Raw genomic sequence first — 24,541 nt, forward strand, 5'->3', positions numbered from 1 at the left:
AAGCAGAAGGATAAGCAACCCGATCTCAGCTTAACTATCTGGTCAGCCAGCTCTTAGGGTTCTGGGTTTTACTGTTGCGGCGAATCTCAAAGTAGAGTGAGGCCTGAGGCTGGCCTCCTGTGTCTCCGGCAAGGGCGATAGTTTCGCCGGCTGCAACTTTGTCGCCTTCCACTTTCAGCAGAGTCTGGTTAAAGCCATAAAGGGTCATATCGCCTTTGCCGTGGTCCAGCAATACCACCAGTCCGTAACCGCGAAGATAATCGGCAAATACCACAGTACCGGAATAGACGGCTTTAACAGGTTGCTCGTAGTCAACATCAATCACCATGCCTTTCCAGTTCACCTGCCCGTTTTGCCTGCTGCCGTAGTTATTCAGGATTCTGCCGTGAACAGGCCATGGCAGTTTACCTTTCTGCCTTGCAAGGCCATCCATAGGAATGGTGTTTCGCTTAGCGGCTTTGGCAATTTCTGATTTCAGGCGAGTTTCGTTGCGCTGCAGTTCGGCTAGGTAGTTTTTATCGTTAGAGATATTGGATTTAATTTTATTGACGGTTCTCTTACGCTGTTTCTGCGAACTGGCCAGTTGATCCCGTTTTGATGTCTGCTGTGCTAACAGACTTTTTATCTGCTTCTGTTTCTGGATTAACTGCCGGTTTTTCTCTTCCAGCTGTCCGGCGGTGTTGTTCAGCTCTTTAATCGCTTTCGCCCGTGCATTGGTAAGGTGCTGAAAGTACTTGCTGATTCTGGCCTGTTCTTCCGTTTGCTCTTTAATCGAAAGGCCATTCAGTTCACTGTTTTGCTTAATGATGTAATAGGTTTTTATTAATTCGGAAAGGGTGAGTTCCTGCTGCTCTTTTCTCTTCTCTAACTGGGCTTTTTGTTTGTGGAACTGCGACAGGTTTTTGTTGGCCTGATTTAGCTTGCTTTGTGTCTGCTTAATCTCTCTGCTAAGCGAGGAAATAGAGAGTTCTTGCTTTTTAAGGGACTGTTGCAGGCTATTCAGCTCTTTCTGTTGCTTGGTAACAGAGCTCTGCTGGCGGGATATCTCGCTTTTAACCCCTTTAAGTTCATCCTGACTGGCAACACCCGGCAGAGAAAACAGCAAAAATGCACTGATTAGCGCATAGGTTACTGATTGGCTGACAGATTTTACACAGATATGCAGGATCATCTCAGATAGGGCTTGCCGGGTTAGAAAGTGTCTAGATTACAATAAGAAAAGCTCAGACCCAAAAGTATTTAAATACAAAATGGGGTCAGAACCAATATTATTTGGCGCTGACCCCATTTAAAAGTCTGAAGTTGACGGTATTAATTACTTAGTCAGTACTTCACCGGACATTTCAGCCGGGATTTCCATACCAGTCAGGCTCAGCATAGTCGGAGCAAGGTCAGAAAGCTTACCGCCAGACTTAAACTCAAGCTCTTTGTCACCAACGTAGATCAGTGGTACCGGAAGGTTAGTGTGGGCAGTATGAGTGCCGCCTGTTTCCGGATCAACCATCATTTCAGCGTTACCATGGTCGGCGGTGATCAGTAGCTGACCCTCAGCTTCTTTAATGGCTTCAACAACCTGACCTACACAGCTGTCAACGGCTTCAATAGCTTGTTCAGCGGCTTCATAAACACCAGTGTGACCAACCATATCCGGGTTAGGGTAGTTACAGATAATGGTGTCATACTTGCCAGATTTGATAGCCGCAACCAGTTTTTCTGTCAGCTCGCCAGAGCTCATTTCAGGCTGAAGGTCATAAGTAGCTACTTTAGGAGAAGCAACAAGGCTACGCTCTTCACCTTCAAATTCTGTTTCTACACCGCCGTTAAAGAAGAAAGTAACGTGTGCGTACTTCTCAGTTTCAGAGATACGTAGCTGAGTTTTGCCTGCTTTTGCCAGCCACTCACCATAGGTGTTTTCCAGTGATGCTGGTGGGAAAGCGCATGAAAGAGGAATATCGGCCGCATACTGAGTCAGCATAACAAACTCTACTGCCGGGAACACTGAACGCTCAAAGCCTTCAAATGCCGGAACAAATGCACGGGTGATTTCACGGGCGCGGTCAGCACGGTAGTTCATAAAGATAACTGCATCGCCATCTTCGATAGCGGCTGAAGTTTCACCTTCTGCTTTAATTTCAGTTGGTTTTACAAACTCATCGTTTTCGTCACGTGCGTATGCCGCTTCCAGAGCAGATACAGCAGAGTCAAAGCTAAACTCGCCTTTTGCCTGAGTCAGTAAGTCATAAGCTTTCTCTACACGATCCCAGTTGTTGTCACGGTCCATTGCGTAGTAACGGCCAACCAGTGAAGCAATGCGGCCCTTGCCTAGCTCAGCAAACAGCGCATCAAAACGCTTAAGAGAACCTTCAGCGCTGCGTGGCGGAGTATCACGTCCGTCAAGGAAGCAGTGCAGGTAGATCTTCTCAGCACCACGCTCAGCGGCCATTTTAACTGCTGCATAGATATGGTCTTCGTGGCTGTGAACACCACCCGGAGACATTAGGCCCATAAGGTGAACGGCTTTACCTGCTTTAATAGCTTTATCCATTGCCGCAACCAGAGTCTCGTTCTCAGAGAAGTCGCCGTCAGCGATAGATTTAGTAATGCGGGTAAGGTCCTGATATACAACTCGTCCTGCACCAATGTTTGTGTGACCAACTTCTGAGTTACCCATCTGGCCGTCAGGCAGACCAACGTCTAGTCCGGATGCTGAAATCAGAGTGTTTGGCTGATTTGCAAAAAGCGCATCCATAACAGGTGTTTTTGCATTGTTGATTGCGTTGCTTGCGTTGTCTTCACGGTATCCCCAACCATCAAGGATCACCAGAGCCATTGGCTTCTTAGCAGACATAGTCATGACCTCATTAAACTGAAAGTAATTTAAAAATGAAATTAACGTAACTTTACTACACTTTTGCTTAAAAACTGTAGCCTTAGATCAAATAAAACCGCTAATTCGTCGTTACAAATTTTCACCGGCTTTTTGCTACTAACGTCATTATTGCGAATTATTCGCAATTGGTAAAATTGCTGGTGGCTATTATTAAAATTGGTCTTACTAATCAGACAAAATGGGTGCGACAATTTCCTGCATAGATGACACAAGTAGAATTTCTGGGGCTTGAGCACGTTATTTCTTGTGCTGTTGTCGAATTTTCTCAATCACAGGGTTATACTCACGCTTTAATTTTTATCGCTTTGACTAAGTGCAAGAGTGCAAGAAATGCAGGAATATATAGATTTTATTCAGAATAACATGATCTTATCTCTGGTTTGGGTGGGTCTGGTTATTGCTATTGTTATGAGCTTTATTAAGTCAGCAACCGCGGCTTATAAAGAGATTTCTCCGGCTGAACTGACTCAGTTCATCAACAAAGATGAAGGTGTGGCGATCGATATCCGTACCAAAGATGAGTTTAAGCAGGGTCATATTACCGGTTCAGTTCACATTTTACCGTCTGACATTAAATCAGGTTCAGTACCAAGCCTTGAAAAATATAAGAGCAGCCCAATTACAGTAGTATGTAAAACAGGGACTACCGCTCAGGAGAACGCTAACCTGCTAGCTAAAGCGGGCTTTGAACAGGTTTATGTTCTGAGAGGCGGTCTGGTTTCCTGGACTGAAGCGAAAATGCCACTGGTACGTGGTAAGAAATAATATTTCACCTGCGTTGCCGATTTATCATGAAGTGAAGCCCTGAGTTTAGCTTCATCTTTAATAAGCGACGTAGTGATCAAGATACAGATTTAAAGATTAAGGACACTAAAATGGCTGAAGCAGCACCTCAAGAAAACCAACAAAACTTCTCTATCCAGCGTATTTTCCTGAAGGATGTTTCTTTTGAAGCTCCTAATTCTCCGGATATGTTCCAGAAAGAGTGGAACCCGGATGTGAAACTGGATCTGGACACTCAAAGCCGCGAGCTTGGTGAAGGCGTATACGAGGTTGTTCTTCGTCTTACTGTGACAGTTAAGAATGCAGAAGAAACAGCATTCCTGTGTGAAGTTCAGCAAGGCGGTATTTTCACTGCTGAGCAGATGGAAGCAGGTCAGCTTGCACATTGTCTGGGCGCATTCTGCCCGAACATTCTGTTCCCGTATGCTCGTGAAACAATCTCAAGCCTGGTTGTTAAAGGTACTTTCCCTCAGCTGAACCTTGCACCGGTTAACTTTGATGCATTGTTTATGAACTACCTGCAAAATCAGGCTCAGGAAGAGCAGTCTGACGCTTAATAGGTTGTTGTAGATAGCTTCTTATAATCAGAAGCTATGAGAAAGTTAAAACTATTGATAAAGTGCACAGAGCGAAAAGTAATGTGCACTTTTTTTATTTATCGGAAATGAATATGACTAGCAAGCAAAATGCATATGGCAAAGAGATTGCGATGACCGTTATCGGTGCAGGATCTTATGGAACTTCTTTAGCAATAGCTCTGTCCCGCAACGGATCTAACGTGGTTCTCTGGGGACATGAAGAAGACCATATGCAGAGATTGCAGGCGGATCGTTGTAATGAAGAGTTTCTGCCCGGTGTCGGATTTCCTGAAAGCCTGATTGTCGAGAGCGATTTAGCAAAGGCAGTCGGTGCTTGTCGTGACCTTTTAGTTGTTGTACCCAGCCATGTATTTGGCTTGGTTCTGGAGAGCTTAAAACCGCATCTGAGAGCGGATACCCGTATCTGCTGGGCAACTAAAGGACTGGAGCCAGAGACCGGAAGGCTGCTTAAAGAGGTTGCCCATGACGTTATTGGTGATGCTTATCCCCTTGCTGTGATATCGGGGCCTACCTTTGCCAAAGAGCTTGCCAGTGGTATGCCGACAGCGATTTCTGTTGCTTCGCCGGATGCTGAGTTTGTAGAAGATCTTCAGGAAAAAATTCACTGTAGTAAGACCTTCAGGGTATACGCCAACAGTGATTTTACCGGTATGCAGCTTGGCGGTGCAGTTAAGAACGTGATTGCTATTGGTGCCGGTATGTCTGATGGTATTGGCTTTGGTGCTAATGCAAGAACCGCTTTAATTACCAGAGGGCTGGCGGAAATGAGCCGGCTTGGTGCCGCACTCGGGGCTCAGCAGGAGACTTTTATGGGTATGGCGGGCTTAGGTGATCTAGTATTAACTTGTACCGACAACCAGTCACGTAACCGACGCTTCGGACTGGCGCTGGGGCAGGGTAAAGATGTCGATACGGCACAGGATGAGATAGGTCAGGTGGTTGAAGGCTACCGCAATACCAAAGAGGTGTGGATGCTGGCCCGCAGAATGGGGGTTGAAATGCCGATAGTCGACCAAATCTATCAGGTACTGTATCAGGAAAAAGATGCTCGTCTTGCCGCACAAGATCTGTTGGCAAGGGACAAAAAAGCGGAAGGCTAAGCTGACAAAGCTTTTCCGGAAAATCAGATAGGATTTTGATTCAATGAAACACTGTAAACCGTCAAATGTCTGGCAATCCATTGTTCAAGAAGCAAGGGAGTTGTCGGAGCAAGAGCCGATGCTGGCCAGTTTTTATCACGCCACCATTATCAATCATGACAGCCTTGGCGCTTCCCTTAGCTATATTCTGGCCAATAAACTGAAAACGGCCTCAATGCCGGCAATGGCCGTTCGCGAAGTGGTGGAAGAGGCATTTGACTCTGATCCGGAAATCACCCAGTCAGCGGCTTCAGATATCTGTGCGACGGTAAATCGTGACCCTGCGGTGTCTATGTACTCTATTCCTCTGCTTTATCTGAAAGGCTTTCATGCCCTGCAGGGTTATCGCGTGGCTAACTATTTGTGGAAGAAAGGGCGCTATGCATTAGCTACCTACCTACAAAATCAGATTTCTGTGGCTTGTCAGGTTGATGCTCACCCGGCAGCAAAAATCGGCCGCGGTATTATGCTTGACCATGCCACCGGTATTGTTATCGGTGAAACCGCGGTTGTTGAAGATGATGTTTCTATTCTGCAAAACGTAACCCTTGGTGGTACAGGTAAAGAGGGGGGGGATCGTCACCCGAAAATCCGTGAAGGGGTGATGATCGGTGCCGGTGCTAAGATCCTGGGTAATATCGAAGTGGGCACCGGGGCTAAAATTGGTTCAGGTTCTGTCGTGCTTCAGGCGGTACCAGAGCATACAACGGTTGCCGGTGTTCCTGCCAAAATTGTCGGTGTGCCTAAAACAGATAAACCAGCTGAAGATATGGATCAGGCCTTTAATGGTAAATCTAATAGCTATATGGATGGTGGCGGTATCTAAATAGGCGTTATTTTGGCAAATACTGAACACAAACACGCATAAACCCATCTTTGGAGCGGAGGGTTTGCTTATCGATATCTGCCTGATGACAAAATCTGAAGCACAATTAAGATCAGTTATTTAGTATTCAGTTAAATGGTGTCAGTTCCCGTTTGAGGGCTGACACCTTCTAACGCTTCTTTTCTTAGTTTCAGTGCGTAAAGGTAACCAAGTACACCACCGGCAATATTGCCTATGGTTATTCCTGCAAACAGCCCTTCAATACCGTAGAACCAACTTCCCAGCCACGCTACCGGAAGGGTGAAAATAAACAGCCTCATAAAGTTCCAGTAGAAAGCTACCAAGGGTTTATGCATGGCATTCAGACTGCTGACCAGTAACATAATAATGCCCTGAAAGCCGTAGCTGAAAGGAACAATCACCAGATAGAGCCATATCAAATCATTTACCGGCTGCTCCTGCCCAAAGAGGGCGGCGATTGGGATGCTGAGAGGCACCATCATGGCGAAAATCAGTAACTGGAAGATAACGGAGAAGCGCATAGAGAGAAACAGTGCGCGGAAACTGCGCTGAGGATTCTCTGCCCCTAAGTTCTGAGCCATAAACGGCGTTAGTGCTGAAGTCAGGGACATCACCACCAATAACAATAGGGACTCAATTCTCTGTGCAGCGCCAAATGCTGCTACTGCCGCGGTACCGTGGGAAGCGAGAATCATCATAAGAACCGCTCCCGAAAGCGGGTTCATGGCATTAGAGAAGCCTGCCGGAGTACCAATCTTCAGAATCTGTTTCCAGTCAGAAAAAAGAGAAGAAGAATCGGGTTTGCCGATAAGCTTTTCTCGGTTAATTAATCGATTGAGAGACCAGACAAGAGCACCCAGCCAGCTTATTCCGCTGGCAATGGCGGCGCCCTGAATACCCAGCTCGGGGAAGGGGCCAAGGCCGAATATCAGCAGCGGATCCAGTGCTCCGTTGATCACTCCGGCAAACATCATTATTTTCGCTGGTGTTTTGGTATCACCGGTTGCCCGGATAGCACTGTTACCGGCCATAGGAATCACCAGTAACGGAATGGTGAGATACCAGATGATCATATAGTCATTAATCAGCGGAAGCAGTACAGGCTCAGCACCAAGAAACTGAAACAGGGGATCGATACTGATTAGCCCGATAGCCGAAGCTATGGTGATAAGGGCAACGGCCAGCATCAGGCCGTGAGTGGTAAAATGCTTAGCGTGCTGTGTTTCTCCCTTGCCTAACAGCCTGGCAAGACAGGTAGAGAGGCCGATTCCTATACCCATGGTAATGCAGTTAACGGCATAGGTAACAGGAAAGGTAAAACTGATGGCGGCAAGGGCATCGGTACCAAGCAGGGAAACAAAGAAAGTATCAACAAGATTAAACATAAGAATGGCCACCATTCCAAATACCATTGGAATAGTCATAGTGCGCAGTACTTGTGGTATATGGCCGGTGAGCAGACCGTGCTTATCTTGCATTTAGCTTATGTCTTTATTATCTGGTGGCTTAGAATACCCGATTTTTGCAGTGTATAGAACAAAGAGGACTCAATTGAGTCCTCTTTCAAAGCAGTAGTAAACGGAGTGTCTGCTTTTCTTAACAGCCCGGACCGCAGTCCAGACAATGCTTAATCATTTCTGGTCCCAGATGCAGTTTGGCATTCAGATCCCTTAGTGCGGTACGTACACCTTCTTCAATCACCGGATGATAGAAAGGCATATCCAGCATATCTGAAATGGTCATCTGGTTTTGATGTGCCCATGCCAGCAGGTGAGCAAGATGTTCTGCATTCGGGCCTATCATCTCTGCACCAAGGAAACGCCCCGTTCCTTGTTCACCGTATACATGAAGCAGGCCTTTATTGCGTAGCATAACCCGTGAGCGCCCTTGCCCTTCGAACGAGACTTCACCCGTTTCAAAGCAGCCACAATTACCTAATCGATCAGTGATCTGTTTGTAAGTTTCTCCCACCATAGCAATCTGAGGGTCAGAGAAAACGGCAGATATTGATGAGCGGCGCAGTCCGGCACGAATATCAGGATAACGGCCTGCATTGTCTCCGGCGATTCTGCCCTGATCCGCCGCTTCATGCAGTAACGGAATCTGGTTGCTGGCATCTCCGGCAATAAAAATTGAGTCAACGGAAGTCTGCAGAGTGAAGTGATCCGCGACAGGTACACCTCTTTCATCCAGTTTTACATCGGTGTTTTCAATGTTCAGCTTGTCAACGTTAGGGCGTCGTCCGGTCGCTGCAAGCACATAATCAGTCATAAAGGTTTCAAGTTCGCCCTGTTTATTGATAAACAAGATTTCTACTTTGTCCTCTTTACGCTTCATGCTTTCGATTTTTACATCGGCGTCCAGATAGAACTCGTCACTAAAAGTTTTATTGGCGTATGCCATGATTTCCGGGTCTGTCAGAGGACCTACCTGACCACCAAGACCAAATAGTTTGACCTTAACGCCAAGACGATGCAGAGCCTGACCCAGCTCCAGCCCGATAACGCCGGGGCCGAATACGGCAACCGATTCAGGAAGATCATCCCAGTCAAACACGTCATCGTTAATAATCAGCTTATCGCCAAGCTCATTCCATACTGCAGGGTAAGCAGGCCTTGAACCTGTGGCGATAACCACTCTTTTAGCTTCAATACGGGTATGGTCATCAACAAGCAGAGTCTGGTTATCAATAAAAGTAGCGTAGCCGGAGATTTTGTCTTCAGCTGGAATTTCGTCAACCCCCTCTAATACGAAGCCTACAAAACGATCCCGTTCGCTTTTCACCCGCTGCATTACTTCACGGCCGTTGATTTCGATTTCGCCCTGAGGATGAATGCCGAAGCCGGGTGCCTTCTCAATCTGATGTACGCTTTCAGCAGCGGCAATCAGCAGTTTAGATGGCATACAACCTACCCGTGCACAAGTGGTGCCGTAAGGGCCGCCTTCAATCATAACTACTTTGTCACTGTGTGCTTTTGCTGCGCGGTATGCTCCCAGTCCGGCAGTTCCGCCTCCGATAACGGCTATATCTACTTGTAATTCTTTCATGACTCTACTCGCTTGTTATATTACGGGAGCTTATCCGGTTCAGTTTTGTAGCGGATAAGTTCCCGGTATTTATTGTTCTGGCTTTAGCCTAGAAAAGCTTCCAGCTCTTCACTTCCGCCGATATGTTTTCCGCCGATAAAGACTTGCGGTACTGTTGTTCTGCCTGTAATTGCACGCAGGCTGACGGTAGTAGCATCTTTACCAAGAACAACCTCTTCATACTGAAGACCGTGTTGAGTCAGATTTTGTTTCGCCTTGGCACAGAAAGGGCAGCCCGGCTTGGTAAACAGAGTGACCGACTCCTGAGATTTGTAGTCTGGTGCAATGTGCTTCAGCATGGTGTCTGCATCAGAAACTTTGAACGGGTCGCCCGGCTCGTTTGGCTCAATAAACATTTTTTCTACTACGCCATTTTTAACCAGCATGCTGTAGCGCCATGAACGCTTACCAAAACCTAGCTCTTTTTTATCAACCAGAAGGCCCATACCGTCAGTAAACTCGCCGTTCCCGTCAGGGATGAAGGTGATGTTTTCGGCTTCCTGATCTTCTTTCCATGCATTCATAACAAAGGTGTCATTGACGGATACACAAACAATGTCGTCAACGCCGTGCTGCTGAAATACTGAATGCAGCTCGTTATAGCGTGGAAGGTGGCTTGAAGAACATGTCGGAGTGAACGCACCCGGCAGGCTGAACACAATCACGGTTTTATCTTTAAACAGTTCGTCTGTGGTGACATTTACCCATGCATCTCCCTGACGAGTCGGAAAAGTAACTTGTGGAACTGCCTGACCTTCTTTTGATGTAAACATAGTGTTTTCCTTAATTATTTAGAGGCTACTGCCAAATCAAATTTGCGTATTTCGAACTGCCGCGCCGTAACGCTTAGTGCCGGACGCTGTTCTGTTTCGATGTCGCTATTATTAATAAAAACGATTGATAGCTCTAATCGTTTAATACTATAGTAATGATAGGTTTTAACTATTTATGTGATACAGTATGAATATTCGCGATTTTGAATATCTGGTCTCTCTTGCGGAACATAAACATTTCCGGAAAGCGGCTGAAGCCTGCTTTGTCAGCCAGCCAACTCTAAGTGGTCAGATCCGAAAACTGGAAGACGAGCTGGGAACGGCACTGCTGGAACGAAGCAGCCGTCGGGTACTGTTTACAGAAGCCGGACTGCAGTTAGTCGAACAAGCAAAAGTGATTCTTTCTGAAGTAAAGACTTTTACTGATATGGCCAGCCTGCAGGGAAAAGAGATGAGCGGGCCTCTGCATATCGGCTTTATTCCTACCGTCGGGCCTTATTTGTTACCTAAGATTGTTTCTAAACTAAAAGAGGATTTTCCAAATCTGGATCTCTTCCTCTATGAAGCACAAACTCATCAGTTGGTGAAGCAGTTAGAAGAGGGGCGACTGGATTGTCTTGTTCTGGCTCAGGTAAAGGAGACAGAACCTTTTATTGAGTTAGACCTCTATGATGAGCCCCTTTATGTTGCCGTACCCTGTGGCCATGAGTGGGCGGACAGTGATGAAATCGAGATGGAGCAACTGAACGGTCAGACCATCTTAGCGCTGGGGGATGGCCACTGCCTGAGAGATCAGGCTCTGGGTTTCTGTTTTGCTGCAGGGGCAAAAGATGATGAAAGGTTTAAAGCGACCAGTCTGGAAACCTTACGTAATATGGTTGCCGCCAAAGGAGGAATTACCCTTCTGCCTGAACTCTCTGTACCGGATAAAAAGATTTTAGACGGAGTGAGATATATTAAAGCGAAGAAACCTGTTCCCTCGCGAAATATCATTCTGGCTTACCGTCCCGGCTCACCGCTGAAGAGACGTTTTGAGAAGCTATCTGAAGCAATATCTGGTTATCTTCAGCAATAAAAAATGGTGCCTCGCACCATTTCAATTCAGAACGTTATACCACCGCCTATGGCGGCTGTCTTTTATACAGAAGTCCCTCGCATAATGTGAGGGATTTTTTTTGAACTTAATTCTTGGTTTACGATCAGATCTTTAACGGACTTAGTTGAGGGTTTTGAGATGATTAAAAGCAATAGTGATTGGGCTGAAGAGCAATTTGGTCATGCTAAACTTGGAGACCCAAGAAGAACGGCTAGACTTGTAAAAATGGCATCAGACTTAGCTCAGCATCCAGGTAAATCGGTAGTGAAATCATCTCATTCTCCAGCAAGTATGGAGGGCGCTTACCGATTTATTCGGAACGACAATGTCTCATCAGACGATATTGCCGAAGCAGGCTTTAAAGCAACTGCAGATCAAGTTCATCGTTACCCTCTCCTTCTCGCGTTAGAAGATACAACTACCTTAAGCTACAAACATCGCTCTATTAGAGCGGACTTAGGACATGTAAACCAAGGTAATCGTTATAGGGGGTTGTTTGCCCATAGTATTTTGCTGTTTGCTCCTGAAACTCTCGACGTTATTGGGTTAGTTGAACAACAACGATGGACGAGAGATATCAAGACTCGAGGTATCCGTCGTAAGGGGTTGAAACGACCTTATGAAGAAAAAGAAGGTTATAAATGGGAAAGAGCATCACGCAATATGGCAGCCCGTTTAGGTACCTCGATGGTTAACGTAATATCAGTTTGCGATCGCGAGGCCGATATCTACGATTACCTCATTTATAAAATGGCGAATCAGCAACGTTTTGTTGTGCGGTCGATGATGAGCCGTCATATAGAAGAAGGCTCAGACAAGCTTTATCACTTTGCATCAGAACTTCAAAGTGTGAAGCAACGTCAAATCCAAATAGCTCAAAGGGGTGGCCGGAAAGCTCGTGAAGTCACTCTGGATGTAAAATATGCAGCAGTGACTTTAAAAACACCCTCAAACAAAAAAGGAGCTCCTATTTCTCTCAACTATGTTGGCTGCTCCGAAATCGGTGATGGAGAAAAGAGGCTCAATTGGCATATTTTAACTAATGAGCCAGTTAATAGTGCAGAAGATGCATTAAAAATTATTGGTTACTACGAAAAACGCTGGTTGATTGAGGAGTATCACAAGGTCTGGAAAACTGAAGGGACAGGAGTTGAAGAGCTTCGGTTACAAAGTAAAGATAACTTAGATAGGTTAGCAACAATTTATGCGTTTTTAGCAGTAAGAATTTTCCAATTGAAATTTGCCAATGAGCAAATCGAAGACGTTAGTTGTGAGAAAATCTTGTCCTCAAGAGCATGGAAGTTGCTTTGGCTGAAAAGAGTAAAGACACCACTTCCAAAGGAGGTTCCAACAGCAAAATGGGCTTATGAACACCTCGCAAGACTTGGCGGTTGGAAAGACAGCAAAAGAAATGGAAGAGCGTCAGTTAAGACGCTCTGGGAAGGATGGCTCAAACTACAAGCCATCCTTGAAGGCTACGAACTCGCTCTGTCTCTTGAGCAGGACTTGTGATCAAGAGACAGCCGCCTATGGCGGTGGTGATAGTAGATGTCAGCTTATCAGAATAGTGACTCTTCACTGCCTTCCTCACCATCAGATGAGAACAGGTCAAGTTCGCCTTTAGTCACCTCTTCACTAAACTCTGTCGGCTGAGTTCCCTGAACAAAGTATTCGAACATCGAGGTTGCATCTGATTTACGGGTCAGCAAACCGGATTCCCGATCGATACGCACCCTGACAATTTCCGGTGGCAGTGCTTTACTCTGTTGCGGCACACCTTCCATTGCTACTTTCATAAAGTCTACCCATGCCGGCTGAGCGGTTTTGGCGCCTGCTTCTCCGCCTACAGATTGCTCGTCATTGCTCAGGTTGCTGTTTTTGCTGGTTCTGCCCAGTTTACGGTCATGGCTGTCAAACCCGACCCATGCGGTGGCAACAATACCCGGCCCATAGCCGTTATACCACGCATCTTTAGAGTCATTGGTGGTACCTGTTTTACCGCCGATATCGCGGCGTTTTAGTTTCTGCGCTCTCCAGCCGGTACCGTTCCAGCCTGTTCCGGCACGCCAGTTTCCGCCCCCCCATACGTTGCTGTACAGCATTTCACGGACTAAAAAGGCATTCTGCTCAGATATAACCTGAGGGGCATACTGGCTCTCTTCTTCAACATCCACTTCAGTCAAAGCCGCCACTTCGCTCTGGAAGCTGACCTCTTCCGGTTGTTCGTCTGTTGCTTGTTCTTCTGCTGGTGTTGCCTGTGAAATCAGTGCCGGTAGTTTCTCTCCGCAATCTGAATTACAGACAACTTTTGGCTCTGCCTGATATTCAAGATCACCGTATGGGCCTTCTACCCGCTCAATATAGAAAGGTTCTACGTAGTAACCACCGTTGGCAAACACCGAGTAGCCTTGCGCCATTTTCACTGGTGTCAGGCTTCCCGCGCCAAGGGCAATGGTTTCAGAGCGCGGCAGTTTATCTTTTTCAAAACCAAATCGGGTCAGATAATCGCGGGTGTCATCAAGGCCGACTTCACGAAGCACCCGAACTGCCATTACGTTTTTAGACTGAGCCAATCCAAGACGTAGTCTGGCAGGGCCGACATAAGTTGGTGGCGAGTTTTTCGGTCTCCATGCAGTGCCGCCGGCTTCATCCCACTGGTTGATAGGAGCATCGTTCACTAAACTGGCGAGCGTCATTCCTTTATCGATTGCTGCAGAGTAGATAAAGGGCTTAATGCCTGAGCCTACTTGTCTCAGGGACTGAGTCGCGCGGTTAAACTTATTGTGGACAAAGTTAAAGCCGCCCACCAAGGACAACACGGCCCCATTTTCCGGATTCAGGGCGACAAAAGCGGTATTCGCATTCGGTACCTGACTCAGCTTCCAGCTGTATTCAAACTGTGGCTCACCTTCGGCATTGTCTTCTAGTTGTGTGATAGTCAGGGGACGAACCCAGATCTGCTCTCCCGGAGTTAAGATATCACTTGCTGCTTGTGGTGCCGGGCCCTGTTTATCGTCAGTAATAAACTTTCTTGCCCATTTCATTCCGTCCCATGTCAGTTCAGCATAACCACGGCCTTTAATATAGACCTGTGCTGCCTTCTCTTTGATTCTGGTCACAATGGCCGGACGCAGCTTTCCATATGTTGGTTGCTGACGAAGATGTTTTTTCAGTCCTGCTTCAGCCAGAACAGGCTCTCCCTCTTTCCATACTTCGGCTTCTGCTCCGCGGTAGCCGTGTCTTTCATCGTAGGCCAGCAGGTTGTTAATAGCCGCTTCATTAGCTGCTTTCTGTAGCTTAGAATCCAGCGTAGTTACAATACGCATACCGGAGGTATAAGCTTCTTCGCCATAGCGCTCTAACATCCATGCCCGCGCGATTTCAGCAACATAAGGGGCATTCAGTTCAATTTCTGCACCATAGTAGTTGCCGGTCAGTTGTTCACTTTTTGCCAGCTCATACTCTTCCTGAGTGATGTACTCTTCCGCCAGCATCCTGCCAAGAACAACATTACGGCGGTTAGTTGCACGCTCAATAGAGTAGATAGGGTTCATTGTTGACGGCGCTTTCGGCATGCCTGCCAGTGTTGCCAGTTCACTAAGGGAAAGTTCATTCAGCTCTTTACCAAAATAGACCTGAGCCGCTGCACCAAAGCCATATGAGCGGTAGCCAAGGAAGATCTTGTTGACGTACAGTTCCATGATCTCTTGTTTTGTCAGCAACTGCTCGATATGAATGGCGATAAACATCTCTTTGATCTTTCGCATAATCTTCTTTTCATTAGATAAAAAGAAGTTTCTCGCCAACTGCTGAGTAATGGTACTGGCACCTTGCTTAGCTGAACCGGACATAGCGACTACCGCCACAGCACGAGCGATACCGATAGGGTCGATTCCGTAGTGGTCGTAGTAACGGCTGTCTTCTGTAGCAATTAGTGCATCAATCAGATCCTGAGGGATTTCGTCAAAGGTGACCGGTACCCGGCGCTTTTCACCAAACTGAGAAATTAACTTGCCATCACGGCTATACACCTGCATTGGTGTTTGGAGTTGTACATCTTTTAATGTTGCAACATCTGGAAGCTGAGGCTTTAGGTAGTAATAAAAGCCAATAATTGTGCCCACTCCAAGAATGATGCAAATCAATGATAGTAATGCCAAATGCTTTATGAACTTCACCGGATAATCCCTGATTGCCTGAGGTCGTCTGACTGCGAACTCTATACATTAACGTGCAATATTAACATATTGCGTCATTTTTCGTCTGTATAACTTTTACTCTGAATATCATCTTAATTAACGACAGGAGCCCGCAGATGTTTAGATCCCTGATGACAGGAATTGATATCGGACGCGATTCCATTCGTGCAGCAGTGATTTATTACCGTAAAAGAGAAACTGTTTTGCTGCACTGTTACCAGGTGAATAGCTCCCTGCCTCTGATATCCTGCGATAACAGAGTCAATCTGCCGGAAATTTCATCCGCTCTTCAGTCATTGAAAAAGCAGTTACCTGTTATGGCAAGGCAAGTAGCAATGAGTATTGCTGATAACTTGGTTATTCGACAGCTGATAGAGGTTGACTCTGGTCTCACTCGGCTGGAAGAGGAGCCAGTAATTATGTATCAGTTTTCCCTGAACTCACCACTTCCTATAGATGAGCTTAGCATCGATTATGTAAAAATTGAGCCAGAAGAGGGAATAAAGGCCTTATCCGGCAAAGTGTTAGTTTTTGCCGTGCGCAAAAATGAACTAGAAGTACGCCGCCAGTTAATGAAATCAGCAGGGTTAAAACTGGTTTATCTGAACCGCTGCGAGATATCAGAAGTTACCGGAGAATCTGATAGCGGGATAAATACGGACAAGGCATTTGAGCCGGCCATCAGTCTTGCTTGTCAGGCTGCCAGATGGAGGCAGGAAAAGTATGTTATCTAGTATTAACCTGATGTCTTGGAGAGCTAACTTGCTACTTGAGAGAAGGAAGCGCTTACTTACCTTGGTGGTTTTGTCTCTTTTACTCTCTCTTCTGATATTACTTGTTATCGGGCGTTACCTATCCGGCCAGATTGAGATACAGCTATCCAGGTTAACTCAGTTGGACGGTTATATTTCTCTTCAGCAGAACAAGATGGAGTTAGCAGAGCAAGCAAACAACCGGTTTCAGGAGGGTAGAAAACAGCAGTTATTTCTGCAAGCTAAGCTGGCGGAACGAAACGCCACCACTTTTCTTATGAATTTATTAACTGAATGGCTACCTCAAGGTGTCCGCCTGACAAAAGTGTCGAGAAATATGAACAGGGTTGAGATAACCGGCCTAGCCGCCAATAGCTTGCAGATAGAGCATATGGTGAATCAGCTCCGCTTATCTGAGCATGCTGAAGGTATCTCAGTTCACTCCATAGAGTCTGCTTCAGAAACGTCTCAACAGTTTGTTATTTCCTTGTCTCTGCAGTTTCCTGCTTTGAATGGAGGGAGTTATGTGGCAAAGCCAACAGATTGATTTTCTCGATAACAAGCTTGCCTGCTCAGCTAGCAACCGATGTATCAGTGCATTGATTGCCGGAGTGTTAGGTTTGCTTGTTGGTGGTTATTTATTGCTTTTACCTAAATACGCAGAGCTGGGAAAGCTGAAAGCTCAGGAAAAAAAGAGTAAAGAGCGCATTCTTTATCAGGCTGCCACTGTACTCAGCCAAAAAAATTCCGTTGAGCAAGAAAAGGTAAACCAGTGGCTGGTCAATCACAGGGATTTATTACTAGCTGATACAGAGCTTGCCACTGTTCTTACCTCAGTCAATCAGCTAGCGACGCAAAATCGCCTTAAGGTGAATAAACTCTACTGGCAAGAGAAACAAGCCGGTCAGCCTTTCGTTTTTATACCGTTAAAACTTAAGTTAACCGGCAGCTATCAGAGTATCGGCTACTTCTCTGAACAACTTAGCCGTAATTCTCCGTTAGTTAATCTCTATAAAACAGAGTGGACGATAAGTGGTGAAACCGAAGGTTTACTGAGTTTTCATGCCGAAGGTTATGGCTATTTTAGCCAGATGCAGGATTCACCATGAAAATCGCCAGCAATATATTCACTGCTGCTTTGCTCGCCGGTTGTCAGGCAAATCAGGGGTCTCTTGAGCAGTGGTATCAGGATAACGTGCTTATAAAAAGTACGAATCCTGAAACTGAACTTGCTGCCGAGAACAGAACGGCCACTCCTCCTGTTATTCCCTTTAATAGCTCTGAATCCGTCCGGCTGTTCTTTTCTTCTCCAAAACCACAAAAGGCTTCGGATAATAACGACCGGACATGTAAAACCAATAACAATCCAAACTTTGTACAGCTGGAGTCTGAGAGACTTACTGCCTCACTTCACTACCGTGGTTACTTATCGGGGGAACAAGGCCTCTGGGCATTAATTGAGCCGCAACATGGAAACTATTATCGGATAAAACAAGGGGCTCAGCTTGAGGGAGAAAAGTATCTTCTGAAGGAAATAAAAGGACAGAGCCTGCTATTGCAAGGTGAGGTGTCTGATAATTTTAATTGTGTTCATTCTGTGGTGGTAACACTGGATTTGAAACCGGGGAGAAGCCAATGAGGGCTAATATCTGTCAGCGTTTAGTTTTAATGGTTCTGCTGATTTTGAGCTTTGCTGTTAAAGCAGAGCAAGGTGCACAACTTTCAGAGCCTGATAAGCGAATTTCAATGTATTTTCAGGATGTGCCTGTAACAGAAGCCCTGCAACAATTGGCACTGTTGAACAGTACCAATCTGGTTATCTCTGATAGTGTCAGTGGGCATGTGTCCGTTAAGCTACAAGACGTTCCCTGGCAACAGGCGTTTGACGCTATCCTCAGCCTGAAAGCTCTGCAGGCTGAAAAGCAGGGAGATATTTTGCTGGTGGCGCCGGAAAATGAACTACGTGCTCAGGAGAAGCTCAGGCTAGAGTCACTGGAGCAGGCTATCTTGCTGGAACCGCTGACTATGGACAGTTTTACTATCAAGCATACTAGTGCAGAAAATCTTGCAAGTGTTATTGATGGAGAGAAAGGGGTTTCATTGCTCTCTTCGAGAGGGAGCGTAACGGTAGACAGCAGAACCAATACTTTGCTGATAAAAGATATTGCTGAAAATATTGCCGCTATCCAAAAAATGATTAAAACCTTAGACAGGCCGGTAAAGCAGGTGCAGATTGAAGCGCGAATTGTTTCAATGAATGAGGGACAACTTGATGAGTTGGGTGTGCGCTGGGGGGTTAGCTCTGACAGAGGCGATATCAAAGCTGGCGGAACCATAGAAGGAGTTAGTTTAGAGGATGCTGACTTGTCAGACAGGCTAAATGTCAGCTTTGCGGCAACATCCGTTAAAGCGGCCAGTGCAGCATTTCAGCTTGCTACTTTAGGGCAGGGTGTTTTGCTGGATCTAGAGTTGTCGGCACTGCAGGCTGAATCCAAAGCCGAGATAATTTCCAGCCCGCGGCTGATTACCACTAACAAAACACCAGCTTATATAGAACAAGGTACAGAGATCCCTTATCTGGAGCCTGGAGCTAACGATGCAACGTCAATATCCTTCAAAAAAGCGGTATTGAGTTTGGAAGTCACGCCACAAATTATCGAAAATAATCAGCTAATATTGGATCTTTTAATCTCGCAGGACAGGCCGGGAGAGGTAGTAAAGAGCGGCACAGGAGAGGCCGTTGCCATTGATACCCAGAGAGTAAAAACACAAGTCAGGTTGAACAATGAACAAACCTTAGTGCTTGGAGGAGTGCTGCATTACAGCAATATAAGACAGACAGATAAAGTACCCTTGTTAGGGGATATTCCCGCAATAGGTCATTTATTTAAAACAAAATACGAAAAAATAACAAAGAGAGAGCTACTGATATTTGTTACGCCAAAGGTGATTATATCTGGTGGCAATGTTGAATAATCTTTTTCTTATCAATCTGTTAGTGGTGGCATCTTCTTTCCTTTAGTCAGGTTACTGTAATTCAATTCAAAATAAAGTTGCATTAATGGCATCATATCTAGATAATTTCGGGTCTTATCACGACTTAACTGTGAGGAAAAGGCGTCACTTGAATAGTTCATGCTGTTTGATAGCAACTATCTTTGTGGCGATGTCATTGAATTAACGTTGTAAATTACTGCTTAACATGGCCGAGAAACGAAATATTTTTCTTGTTGGTCCTATGGGTGCCGGCAAAAGTACAATTGGTAGACATCTGGCGCAGCAACTGCACATGGAGTTCTTAGATTCTGATACTGTAATCGAAGAGCGTACCGGAGCAGATATTGCGTGGGTATTTGATGTTGAAGGTGAAGACGGTTTCCGCAAACGCGAAGAGACCGTAATTAATGACCTGACAGAACAACAAGGTATTGTTCTTGCCACCGGAGGCGGTTCGGTAAAAAGTAAAGATAACCGAAATCGTCTGTCTGCTCGTGGCATTGTTGTTTATCTTGAAACAACTATTGAAAAACAATTGGCACGTACTAACAGAGATAAAAAACGTCCTCTTCTGCAAACAGATGATCCAAGAGAAGTTCTGGAGTCATTAGCAGGTGAACGTAACTCTCTGTATGAAGAAGTTGCTGATTACACCATCCGCACTGATGATCAGAGTGCAAAAGTAGTCGCGAATCAAATCATAAAAATGCTGGAAGAGAGATAGTACACTCTCTTTCATTTATCGGAGAGCAAGACCATGGAACAGATCACTGTCGATCTTGGTGAACGTAGCTACCCTATTTCAATTGGCGCCGGGTTATTTAATGACTCGGCGTACTTTTCTTTTCTGAACGGAAAAAAGAAAGTCGTCATTATCAGTAATGTGACTGTCGCACCTCTTTATGCAGATAAAATTGTACAGCGCCTAGAGCAACAAGGTTGTGAAACCTCTGTATTAGAGCTGCCTGATGGCGAGAAATACAAAAGCCTGGAAACATTTGAAACGGTAATGAGTTTCCTTCTGCAAGGTAACTATGCCCGTGATGTTGTATTGGTTGCTTTAGGCGGAGGAGTGATCGGCGATCTGGTTGGTTTTGCTGCTTCCTGCTATCAGCGAGGTGTGGAGTTTGTGCAACTGCCTACAACCTTGTTATCACAGGTGGACTCTTCTGTTGGCGGAAAAACAGCGGTTAACCATCCGTTGGGCAAAAATATGATTGGTGCGTTTTATCAGCCCCAGTCCGTTATTATTGATACCAGTTGCCTAGCTACTCTTCCTGAAAGAGAGTTTGCAGCCGGTATTGCAGAGGTCATTAAGTACGGCATTATTTATGATGCAGACTTTTTTGACTGGCTTGAAGATAACCTCGATGCTCTTTACCAGCTGGATGAGCAGGCACTTACTTACGCTATAGCGCGTTGCTGTCAGATCAAAGCTGAAGTGGTTGAACAGGATGAGAAAGAGTCGGGTATTCGTGCCCTGCTTAATCTGGGGCATACATTCGGTCATGCTATCGAGGCAGAACTGGGTTACGGAAATTGGTTACATGGTGAGGCGGTGTCTGCCGGCACGGTAATGGCGGCAAAAACGGCACAACTTCAGGGATTGCTCACAGAACAACAACTTGAACGTATCATCGCTATACTAAAACAGGCTAAGTTACCTGTTCATACTCCCGATTCCATGTCATTTGATGATTTTATGAAACATATGATGCGGGATAAAAAAGTGTTGTCAGGACAGCTTCGTCTGGTATTGCCGACCAGTATTGGTAGTGCCAGTGTGGTGGCTGACGTACCACAAGATATTATCAGACAAGCAATTGATTGTTACCGAAACTAGTCGTTGCTGGTCAAATTAAAGTATAGGATTTTCTGATGAGTCTGGCTCATGAGCTGCGAGTACTGGATTTAGAGTCTCAAATTGATCTTCTGGATCGGTTAAGGTTACTGACCCGCTTCGGGTCTAACCTGACCAATATTTCCGGTATAAAAGGCTCTGGAAAATCGTGGATAGCCCAGCGATATCTGGAAGCCTGGTCTCAGGACAAAAATCAGTCCCTGCTTATGTGCCACCCCAGCCAGACCGATGAGCAGAGACGAGCAACCATTCTTAAGCAGCTTGTTTCAAGCCCTCTGTTTAATGAACAAGACACCATTGTTAACAGTTTCAATCGTCTTATCGAGGATCAGCCCTGCGATATAGTGATTGTTATTGATGACGCTCAGTTGCTGAGTGAAAGCTTACTGGCTGAACTCTGGAGTCTGGTGCTGGAAGCGCAGAGTAATCCCGCATGGAATATCAATGTAGTGCTTTTCACACAGGGTGACAGACTAGACCCGATTCTTTCCCGTTTAAGTTACGGGCAGGAAACCAAGCCTCTGGCACTGGAAATCGAAGCGCTTTCTGAGAAAGAAGTTGAGATGTTTGTTGAACTTCTGGTGGTGAAGTATCTGCCGGAAGATGCCCGTAAAAGAGTACGTAATCAGGCATTAAAGGCACCACCGTTACCGGGAGCGCTAATGGCTTTAGGAGAACAAAAAGTGGAAAAGAGAATTATCATTCGCTCTATTATTGGTTCACCCGTTAAGATTGCCATACTTGCGCTGGCTCTGCTTTTATTGATTGCCGGCGGTTATCTCTGGCTATTTTCACAGCCGGGCCCTGAGCGTCAGGATTTGATTACTTCTTCACAAGATAGCACTCAACAAGAGAGTGCTTCACCTGAGCAGACTGTCATTCCTGCAACCACGACGGAAGAAACTGTTGCAGCAGAATCTGGCGCTGACCAACAAGCGTCAACAACCAGCTCTTCAGCGCCACAAGGCGGGCAGGATAGCTTGGTGGATAACAGCGGCTTACCTCCGGAAATACCAGATAATATGGCCTCAGTTGGTCAGTCCGACGACGGACAGCGCGTAGTGGTACCTTCCACCGTGGTTGATGCTCTGCTGGAAGGAAAGCAGGCTGATACACAAATTATTGACAGCGCAATTGAAGATGCCACACAGAAAGCTCTAGCCGAAGAGAACGAGCCTGCTACTTCTGTTGCCGAAACGGCTAATGCCGATAATATTGAGCCGGTTGCCCCGACAATTGAACAGGAGCCGTTGACTGACGGTGAGCCGGAGGTTGAACGCTCAGAAGCAGCTCCTCCGTTGGTGACATTCTCATTTGCTAAGCAAGAGCTGTTGGCTATCTCTGACCGTAACTATACTCTGCAACTGGCTGCTTTGTTATCTCTTGAAGAGGTGCAGAGCTTTATCAATACTCACAGCTTGCAGGACAGAGTGCGCATTTACCCGACACTGCGTAACAATACTCAGTGGTACATTGTGACCTATAAAGATTTCTCGACTATTCAGGCTGCCCGTAATGCAAGGGAAGAGCTTCCTGAATCTGTGCAGCAGCTTGATCCTTGGGCAAAATCCATGTTGCAGGTGCACAGGGAGATAGAGCGTGCAAATTAACGCTGAGCTTCGCGTAAAAATATGTTACATTCCGCACCTCTTTTTTCTGTCGGTGGTTTGAGTTGTAGATGAAAAAGCAGCGTGCCTTTCTAAAATGGGCTGGTGGCAAATATGGTCTGGTAGACGATATACAGCGCCATCTGCCACCTGCAAGAAAACTGATAGAACCCTTTGTCGGTGCTGGTTCGGTATTTCTGAATACCGATTATGACGAGTATCTGCTGGCGGATATCAATAAAGATCTGATCAACCTGTATAACCTGCTGAAAAAAGAGCCGGAAAAACTGATCAGCGAATCAAAAAGGCTGTTTCAGCCTGAGTGCAACAGAAAAGAGTTTTATCTGGATATTCGTGCTCAGTTCAACAGTAGCGAAGATGTCTGGTTCCGTTCCGTCGCCTTCCTCTATATGAACCGTTTTGGTTTTAACGGTTTGTGCCGCTACAACAAAAAAGGTGGCTTTAATGTCCCTTTTGGTTCTTATAAGAAGCCTTACTTTCCTGAAAAAGAGATGCTTTTCTTTGCCGAGAAAGCACAGAAAGCCACTTTTGTCTGCGAGTCATATACAGAGACATTTTCCCGAGCCAGAAAAGGCAGCGTGATCTATTGTGATCCGCCATATGCACCTCTTTCCAATACGGCAAACTTTACCTCTTACGCTGGTGGCGGCTTTACTCTGGATGATCAGGCGACTCTGGCTGAGATTTCTGAAAAGACGGCAAAATCACGCGGAATACCTGTGCTGATTTCCAATCATGATACTGCCCATACCCGCCGCCTGTATAAAGGTGCCAGCCTGGACACCATTCAGGTTAAACGCACCATAAGCCGTAATGGCTCAGGGCGAAATAAAGTGGATGAACTGTTTGCCCTGTTTAGCGCAGAAGAAGAAAACAGAGTAGAACCAGACCGGATTAAAATGAGTCTGGTGTAACTAACCTAAGTTTACTTAACCAATTCTTTGAGTCACCTTTTTACTAAAAGGTCTCCCCCAATCAGATCCGGTAAAAATAATAGCCGTTAAAAAATAGTCGTTGAAAAAATAGCCGGGAAAGGTCAACAGCCCCTAGGATCTCTGAGGCTCATTCGGTAGAATTGCGCACATATTTTGCCCGTCACCATAAGAGACCTGATATGAAAGACTTTTTGATAGCGCCTTCCATTTTATCTGCAGATTTTGCCCGCCTTGGTGAAGATGTTGAGCGCGTAATTACTGCCGGAGCCGATGTTGTTCACTTTGATGTAATGGACAACCACTTTGTTCCTAACCTCTCCTTTGGTGCTCCAATCTGTAAGGCTCTGCGTGACTACGGCATTACTGCGCCGATTGATGTTCATCTAATGGTGAAGCCTGTAGACAGAATCATTCCTGATTTTGCTAAAGCTGGCGCAACCATGATTACCATCCATGCAGAAGCTACCGATCATCTGGATCGCAGCCTTCAACTAATTAAAGAGTGTGGCTGTCAGGCTGGCTTGGTACTTAACCCGGCGACACCTCTGCATTATCTGGATTATGTCATGGATAAGCTGGATATGATTCTGCTTATGTCCGTTAATCCGGGCTTTGGTGGTCAGTCGTTTATTCCTTCATCTCTGGATAAGCTGCGTGATATCAAAAAGCGTATTGAGGCATCCGGCCGTGACATTCGTCTGGAGATTGATGGCGGCGTAAAAGTGGATAATATCCGTGAAATAGCCGAAGCTGGTGCCGATATGTTTGTTGCAGGTTCAGCAATCTTTGGTCAGCCAGATTACAAAGCGGTCATTGACCAGATGAGAGAAGAGCTGGCTAAAGTAAATAAGTAGTCAGAAAGTTAACGATAAAGGGCGGGTATCGCCCTTATACCTATACCCAAGTGACCTCAAGATGCAGGGTTCAGAGCTGCATCAAGGTGTTCAGTTCAAGG

Annotated in this window: 22 protein-coding genes; 16 read left to right on the forward strand and 6 right to left on the reverse strand. The window is 45.9% G+C overall.

The window, feature by feature from the left end:
* Positions 1-34: 34 nt before the first annotated feature.
* Both PK654_RS00810 and gpmM read right to left on the reverse strand, forming a co-directional pair.
* Positions 35-1,171, reverse strand: coding sequence for a murein hydrolase activator EnvC family protein (locus PK654_RS00810; RefSeq protein WP_271697052.1), 1,137 nt, complete (start codon positions 1,169-1,171; stop codon positions 35-37).
* Positions 1,172-1,315: 144 nt separating this feature from the next.
* A complete protein-coding gene (gpmM, locus tag PK654_RS00815) occupies positions 1,316-2,848 on the reverse strand; it encodes a 2,3-bisphosphoglycerate-independent phosphoglycerate mutase (RefSeq protein WP_271697053.1) in 1,533 nt (510 codons plus the stop codon).
* A gap of 372 nt (positions 2,849-3,220) precedes the next feature.
* Here gpmM and PK654_RS00820 point away from each other — a divergent pair, with 372 nt between their 5' ends.
* The 4 genes from PK654_RS00820 (at position 3,221) to cysE (ending at position 6,237) form a co-directional block, all read left to right on the forward strand.
* Positions 3,221-3,655: a rhodanese-like domain-containing protein gene (locus PK654_RS00820; RefSeq protein ID WP_271697054.1), complete on the forward strand. Its 435-nt coding sequence runs from the start codon at positions 3,221-3,223 to the stop codon at positions 3,653-3,655.
* A gap of 110 nt (positions 3,656-3,765) precedes the next feature.
* On the forward strand, positions 3,766-4,230 hold the full coding sequence (secB, locus tag PK654_RS00825) for a protein-export chaperone SecB (protein WP_271697055.1): 465 nt from the start codon (positions 3,766-3,768) through the stop codon (positions 4,228-4,230).
* Positions 4,231-4,343: 113 nt separating this feature from the next.
* Positions 4,344-5,372 carry an NAD(P)H-dependent glycerol-3-phosphate dehydrogenase gene (gene gpsA, locus PK654_RS00830; protein WP_271697056.1) on the forward strand — a complete coding sequence of 343 codons (1,029 nt, stop codon included), beginning with the start codon at positions 4,344-4,346 and terminating at the stop codon, positions 5,370-5,372.
* A gap of 43 nt (positions 5,373-5,415) precedes the next feature.
* Positions 5,416-6,237 (forward strand): serine O-acetyltransferase, encoded by an 822-nt coding sequence (gene cysE / locus PK654_RS00835; protein WP_271697057.1) that lies wholly within the window; start codon positions 5,416-5,418, stop codon positions 6,235-6,237.
* Between the two features lie 131 nt (positions 6,238-6,368).
* On the opposite strand, the gene PK654_RS00840 is transcribed toward cysE, so the two are convergent.
* The 3 genes from PK654_RS00840 to PK654_RS00850 all read right to left on the reverse strand — a co-directional run bounded on the left by PK654_RS00840 (position 6,369) and on the right by PK654_RS00850 (position 10,118).
* Positions 6,369-7,736 (reverse strand): MATE family efflux transporter, encoded by a 1,368-nt coding sequence (locus PK654_RS00840; protein WP_271697058.1) that lies wholly within the window; start codon positions 7,734-7,736, stop codon positions 6,369-6,371.
* A gap of 118 nt (positions 7,737-7,854) precedes the next feature.
* Positions 7,855-9,306, reverse strand: coding sequence for a dihydrolipoyl dehydrogenase (locus tag PK654_RS00845; RefSeq protein ID WP_271697059.1), 1,452 nt, complete (start codon positions 9,304-9,306; stop codon positions 7,855-7,857).
* Between the two features lie 83 nt (positions 9,307-9,389).
* Positions 9,390-10,118, reverse strand: a complete 729-nt coding sequence (locus PK654_RS00850) for a glutathione peroxidase (protein WP_271697060.1) — start codon at positions 10,116-10,118, stop codon at positions 9,390-9,392.
* Positions 10,119-10,305: 187 nt separating this feature from the next.
* On the opposite strand from PK654_RS00850, the gene oxyR reads away from it, so the two are divergent.
* Together oxyR and PK654_RS00860 are read left to right on the forward strand one after the other, a co-directional pair.
* Complete coding sequence (gene oxyR / locus PK654_RS00855; protein ID WP_271697061.1) at positions 10,306-11,193, forward strand: DNA-binding transcriptional regulator OxyR; 888 nt, start codon at positions 10,306-10,308, stop codon at positions 11,191-11,193.
* 159 nt (positions 11,194-11,352) lie between these two features.
* Positions 11,353-12,726 (forward strand): IS4 family transposase, encoded by a 1,374-nt coding sequence (locus PK654_RS00860; RefSeq protein WP_271695076.1) that lies wholly within the window; start codon positions 11,353-11,355, stop codon positions 12,724-12,726.
* Positions 12,727-12,773: 47 nt separating this feature from the next.
* Here PK654_RS00860 and PK654_RS00865 read toward each other — a convergent pair whose 3' ends face one another.
* Positions 12,774-15,392, reverse strand: a complete 2,619-nt coding sequence (locus tag PK654_RS00865; RefSeq protein WP_271697062.1) for a penicillin-binding protein 1A — start codon at positions 15,390-15,392, stop codon at positions 12,774-12,776.
* A gap of 137 nt (positions 15,393-15,529) precedes the next feature.
* On the opposite strand from PK654_RS00865, the gene pilM reads away from it, so the two are divergent.
* The 10 genes from pilM (at position 15,530) to rpe (ending at position 24,440) form a co-directional block, all read left to right on the forward strand.
* On the forward strand, positions 15,530-16,147 hold the full coding sequence (gene pilM, locus PK654_RS00870) for a type IV pilus biogenesis protein PilM (protein WP_271697063.1): 618 nt from the start codon (positions 15,530-15,532) through the stop codon (positions 16,145-16,147).
* Positions 16,137-16,712, forward strand: coding sequence for a PilN domain-containing protein (locus PK654_RS00875; protein ID WP_271697064.1), 576 nt, complete (start codon positions 16,137-16,139; stop codon positions 16,710-16,712). Before pilM ends, PK654_RS00875 begins: the two co-directional genes overlap by 11 nt.
* Positions 16,690-17,274 (forward strand): type 4a pilus biogenesis protein PilO, encoded by a 585-nt coding sequence (gene pilO, locus PK654_RS00880; protein WP_271697065.1) that lies wholly within the window; start codon positions 16,690-16,692, stop codon positions 17,272-17,274. Before PK654_RS00875 ends, pilO begins: the two co-directional genes overlap by 23 nt.
* The gene (locus tag PK654_RS00885; protein ID WP_271697066.1) at positions 17,271-17,804 is read left to right on the forward strand and encodes a pilus assembly protein PilP; all 534 of its coding nucleotides are present in this window, start codon (positions 17,271-17,273) and stop codon (positions 17,802-17,804) included. The genes pilO and PK654_RS00885 overlap by 4 nt, the downstream gene beginning before the upstream one ends.
* A complete protein-coding gene (locus PK654_RS00890; protein WP_271697067.1) occupies positions 17,801-19,141 on the forward strand; it encodes a type IV pilus secretin PilQ in 1,341 nt (446 codons plus the stop codon). Before PK654_RS00885 ends, PK654_RS00890 begins: the two co-directional genes overlap by 4 nt.
* A gap of 226 nt (positions 19,142-19,367) precedes the next feature.
* Positions 19,368-19,886 (forward strand): shikimate kinase AroK, encoded by a 519-nt coding sequence (aroK, locus tag PK654_RS00895; RefSeq protein WP_271697069.1) that lies wholly within the window; start codon positions 19,368-19,370, stop codon positions 19,884-19,886.
* A gap of 33 nt (positions 19,887-19,919) precedes the next feature.
* Entirely contained in the window at positions 19,920-21,005 is a 1,086-nt protein-coding gene (gene aroB / locus PK654_RS00900) for a 3-dehydroquinate synthase (protein WP_271697070.1), read from the forward strand.
* A 35-nt stretch (positions 21,006-21,040) separates the two neighbouring features.
* Complete coding sequence (locus tag PK654_RS00905) at positions 21,041-22,633, forward strand: AAA family ATPase (protein WP_271697072.1); 1,593 nt, start codon at positions 21,041-21,043, stop codon at positions 22,631-22,633.
* 68 nt (positions 22,634-22,701) lie between these two features.
* On the forward strand, positions 22,702-23,565 hold the full coding sequence (locus PK654_RS00910) for a Dam family site-specific DNA-(adenine-N6)-methyltransferase (RefSeq protein ID WP_271697073.1): 864 nt from the start codon (positions 22,702-22,704) through the stop codon (positions 23,563-23,565).
* Between the two features lie 200 nt (positions 23,566-23,765).
* Positions 23,766-24,440 (forward strand): ribulose-phosphate 3-epimerase, encoded by a 675-nt coding sequence (gene rpe, locus PK654_RS00915; protein WP_271697074.1) that lies wholly within the window; start codon positions 23,766-23,768, stop codon positions 24,438-24,440.
* Positions 24,441-24,541: the final 101 nt, after the last annotated feature.

Origin of the sequence: Vibrio sp. SCSIO 43137 (genome assembly GCF_028201475.1) — a bacterium.
GTDB lineage: Bacteria > Pseudomonadota > Gammaproteobacteria > Enterobacterales > Vibrionaceae > Vibrio.

Excerpts from the sequence above, each read along its gene's own strand:
- PK654_RS00810 (WP_271697052.1), bottom strand. The coding sequence starts at position 1,171 with ATGATCCTGCATATCTGTGTAAAATCTGTCAGCCAATCAGTAACCTAT.
- gpmM (WP_271697053.1), bottom strand. The coding sequence starts at position 2,848 with ATGTCTGCTAAGAAGCCAATGGCTCTGGTGATCCTTGATGGTTGGGGA.
- PK654_RS00820 (WP_271697054.1), top strand. The coding sequence starts at position 3,221 with ATGCAGGAATATATAGATTTTATTCAGAATAACATGATCTTATCTCTG.
- secB (WP_271697055.1), top strand. The coding sequence starts at position 3,766 with ATGGCTGAAGCAGCACCTCAAGAAAACCAACAAAACTTCTCTATCCAG.
- gpsA (WP_271697056.1), top strand. The coding sequence starts at position 4,344 with ATGACTAGCAAGCAAAATGCATATGGCAAAGAGATTGCGATGACCGTT.
- cysE (WP_271697057.1), top strand. The coding sequence starts at position 5,416 with ATGAAACACTGTAAACCGTCAAATGTCTGGCAATCCATTGTTCAAGAA.
- PK654_RS00840 (WP_271697058.1), bottom strand. The coding sequence starts at position 7,736 with ATGCAAGATAAGCACGGTCTGCTCACCGGCCATATACCACAAGTACTG.
- PK654_RS00845 (WP_271697059.1), bottom strand. The coding sequence starts at position 9,306 with ATGAAAGAATTACAAGTAGATATAGCCGTTATCGGAGGCGGAACTGCC.
- PK654_RS00850 (WP_271697060.1), bottom strand. The coding sequence starts at position 10,118 with ATGTTTACATCAAAAGAAGGTCAGGCAGTTCCACAAGTTACTTTTCCG.
- oxyR (WP_271697061.1), top strand. The coding sequence starts at position 10,306 with ATGAATATTCGCGATTTTGAATATCTGGTCTCTCTTGCGGAACATAAA.
- PK654_RS00860 (WP_271695076.1), top strand. The coding sequence starts at position 11,353 with ATGATTAAAAGCAATAGTGATTGGGCTGAAGAGCAATTTGGTCATGCT.
- pilM (WP_271697063.1), top strand. The coding sequence starts at position 15,530 with ATGTTTAGATCCCTGATGACAGGAATTGATATCGGACGCGATTCCATT.
- PK654_RS00875 (WP_271697064.1), top strand. The coding sequence starts at position 16,137 with ATGTTATCTAGTATTAACCTGATGTCTTGGAGAGCTAACTTGCTACTT.
- pilO (WP_271697065.1), top strand. The coding sequence starts at position 16,690 with ATGTGGCAAAGCCAACAGATTGATTTTCTCGATAACAAGCTTGCCTGC.
- PK654_RS00885 (WP_271697066.1), top strand. The coding sequence starts at position 17,271 with ATGAAAATCGCCAGCAATATATTCACTGCTGCTTTGCTCGCCGGTTGT.
- PK654_RS00890 (WP_271697067.1), top strand. The coding sequence starts at position 17,801 with ATGAGGGCTAATATCTGTCAGCGTTTAGTTTTAATGGTTCTGCTGATT.
- aroK (WP_271697069.1), top strand. The coding sequence starts at position 19,368 with ATGGCCGAGAAACGAAATATTTTTCTTGTTGGTCCTATGGGTGCCGGC.
- aroB (WP_271697070.1), top strand. The coding sequence starts at position 19,920 with ATGGAACAGATCACTGTCGATCTTGGTGAACGTAGCTACCCTATTTCA.
- PK654_RS00905 (WP_271697072.1), top strand. The coding sequence starts at position 21,041 with ATGAGTCTGGCTCATGAGCTGCGAGTACTGGATTTAGAGTCTCAAATT.
- PK654_RS00910 (WP_271697073.1), top strand. The coding sequence starts at position 22,702 with ATGAAAAAGCAGCGTGCCTTTCTAAAATGGGCTGGTGGCAAATATGGT.
- rpe (WP_271697074.1), top strand. The coding sequence starts at position 23,766 with ATGAAAGACTTTTTGATAGCGCCTTCCATTTTATCTGCAGATTTTGCC.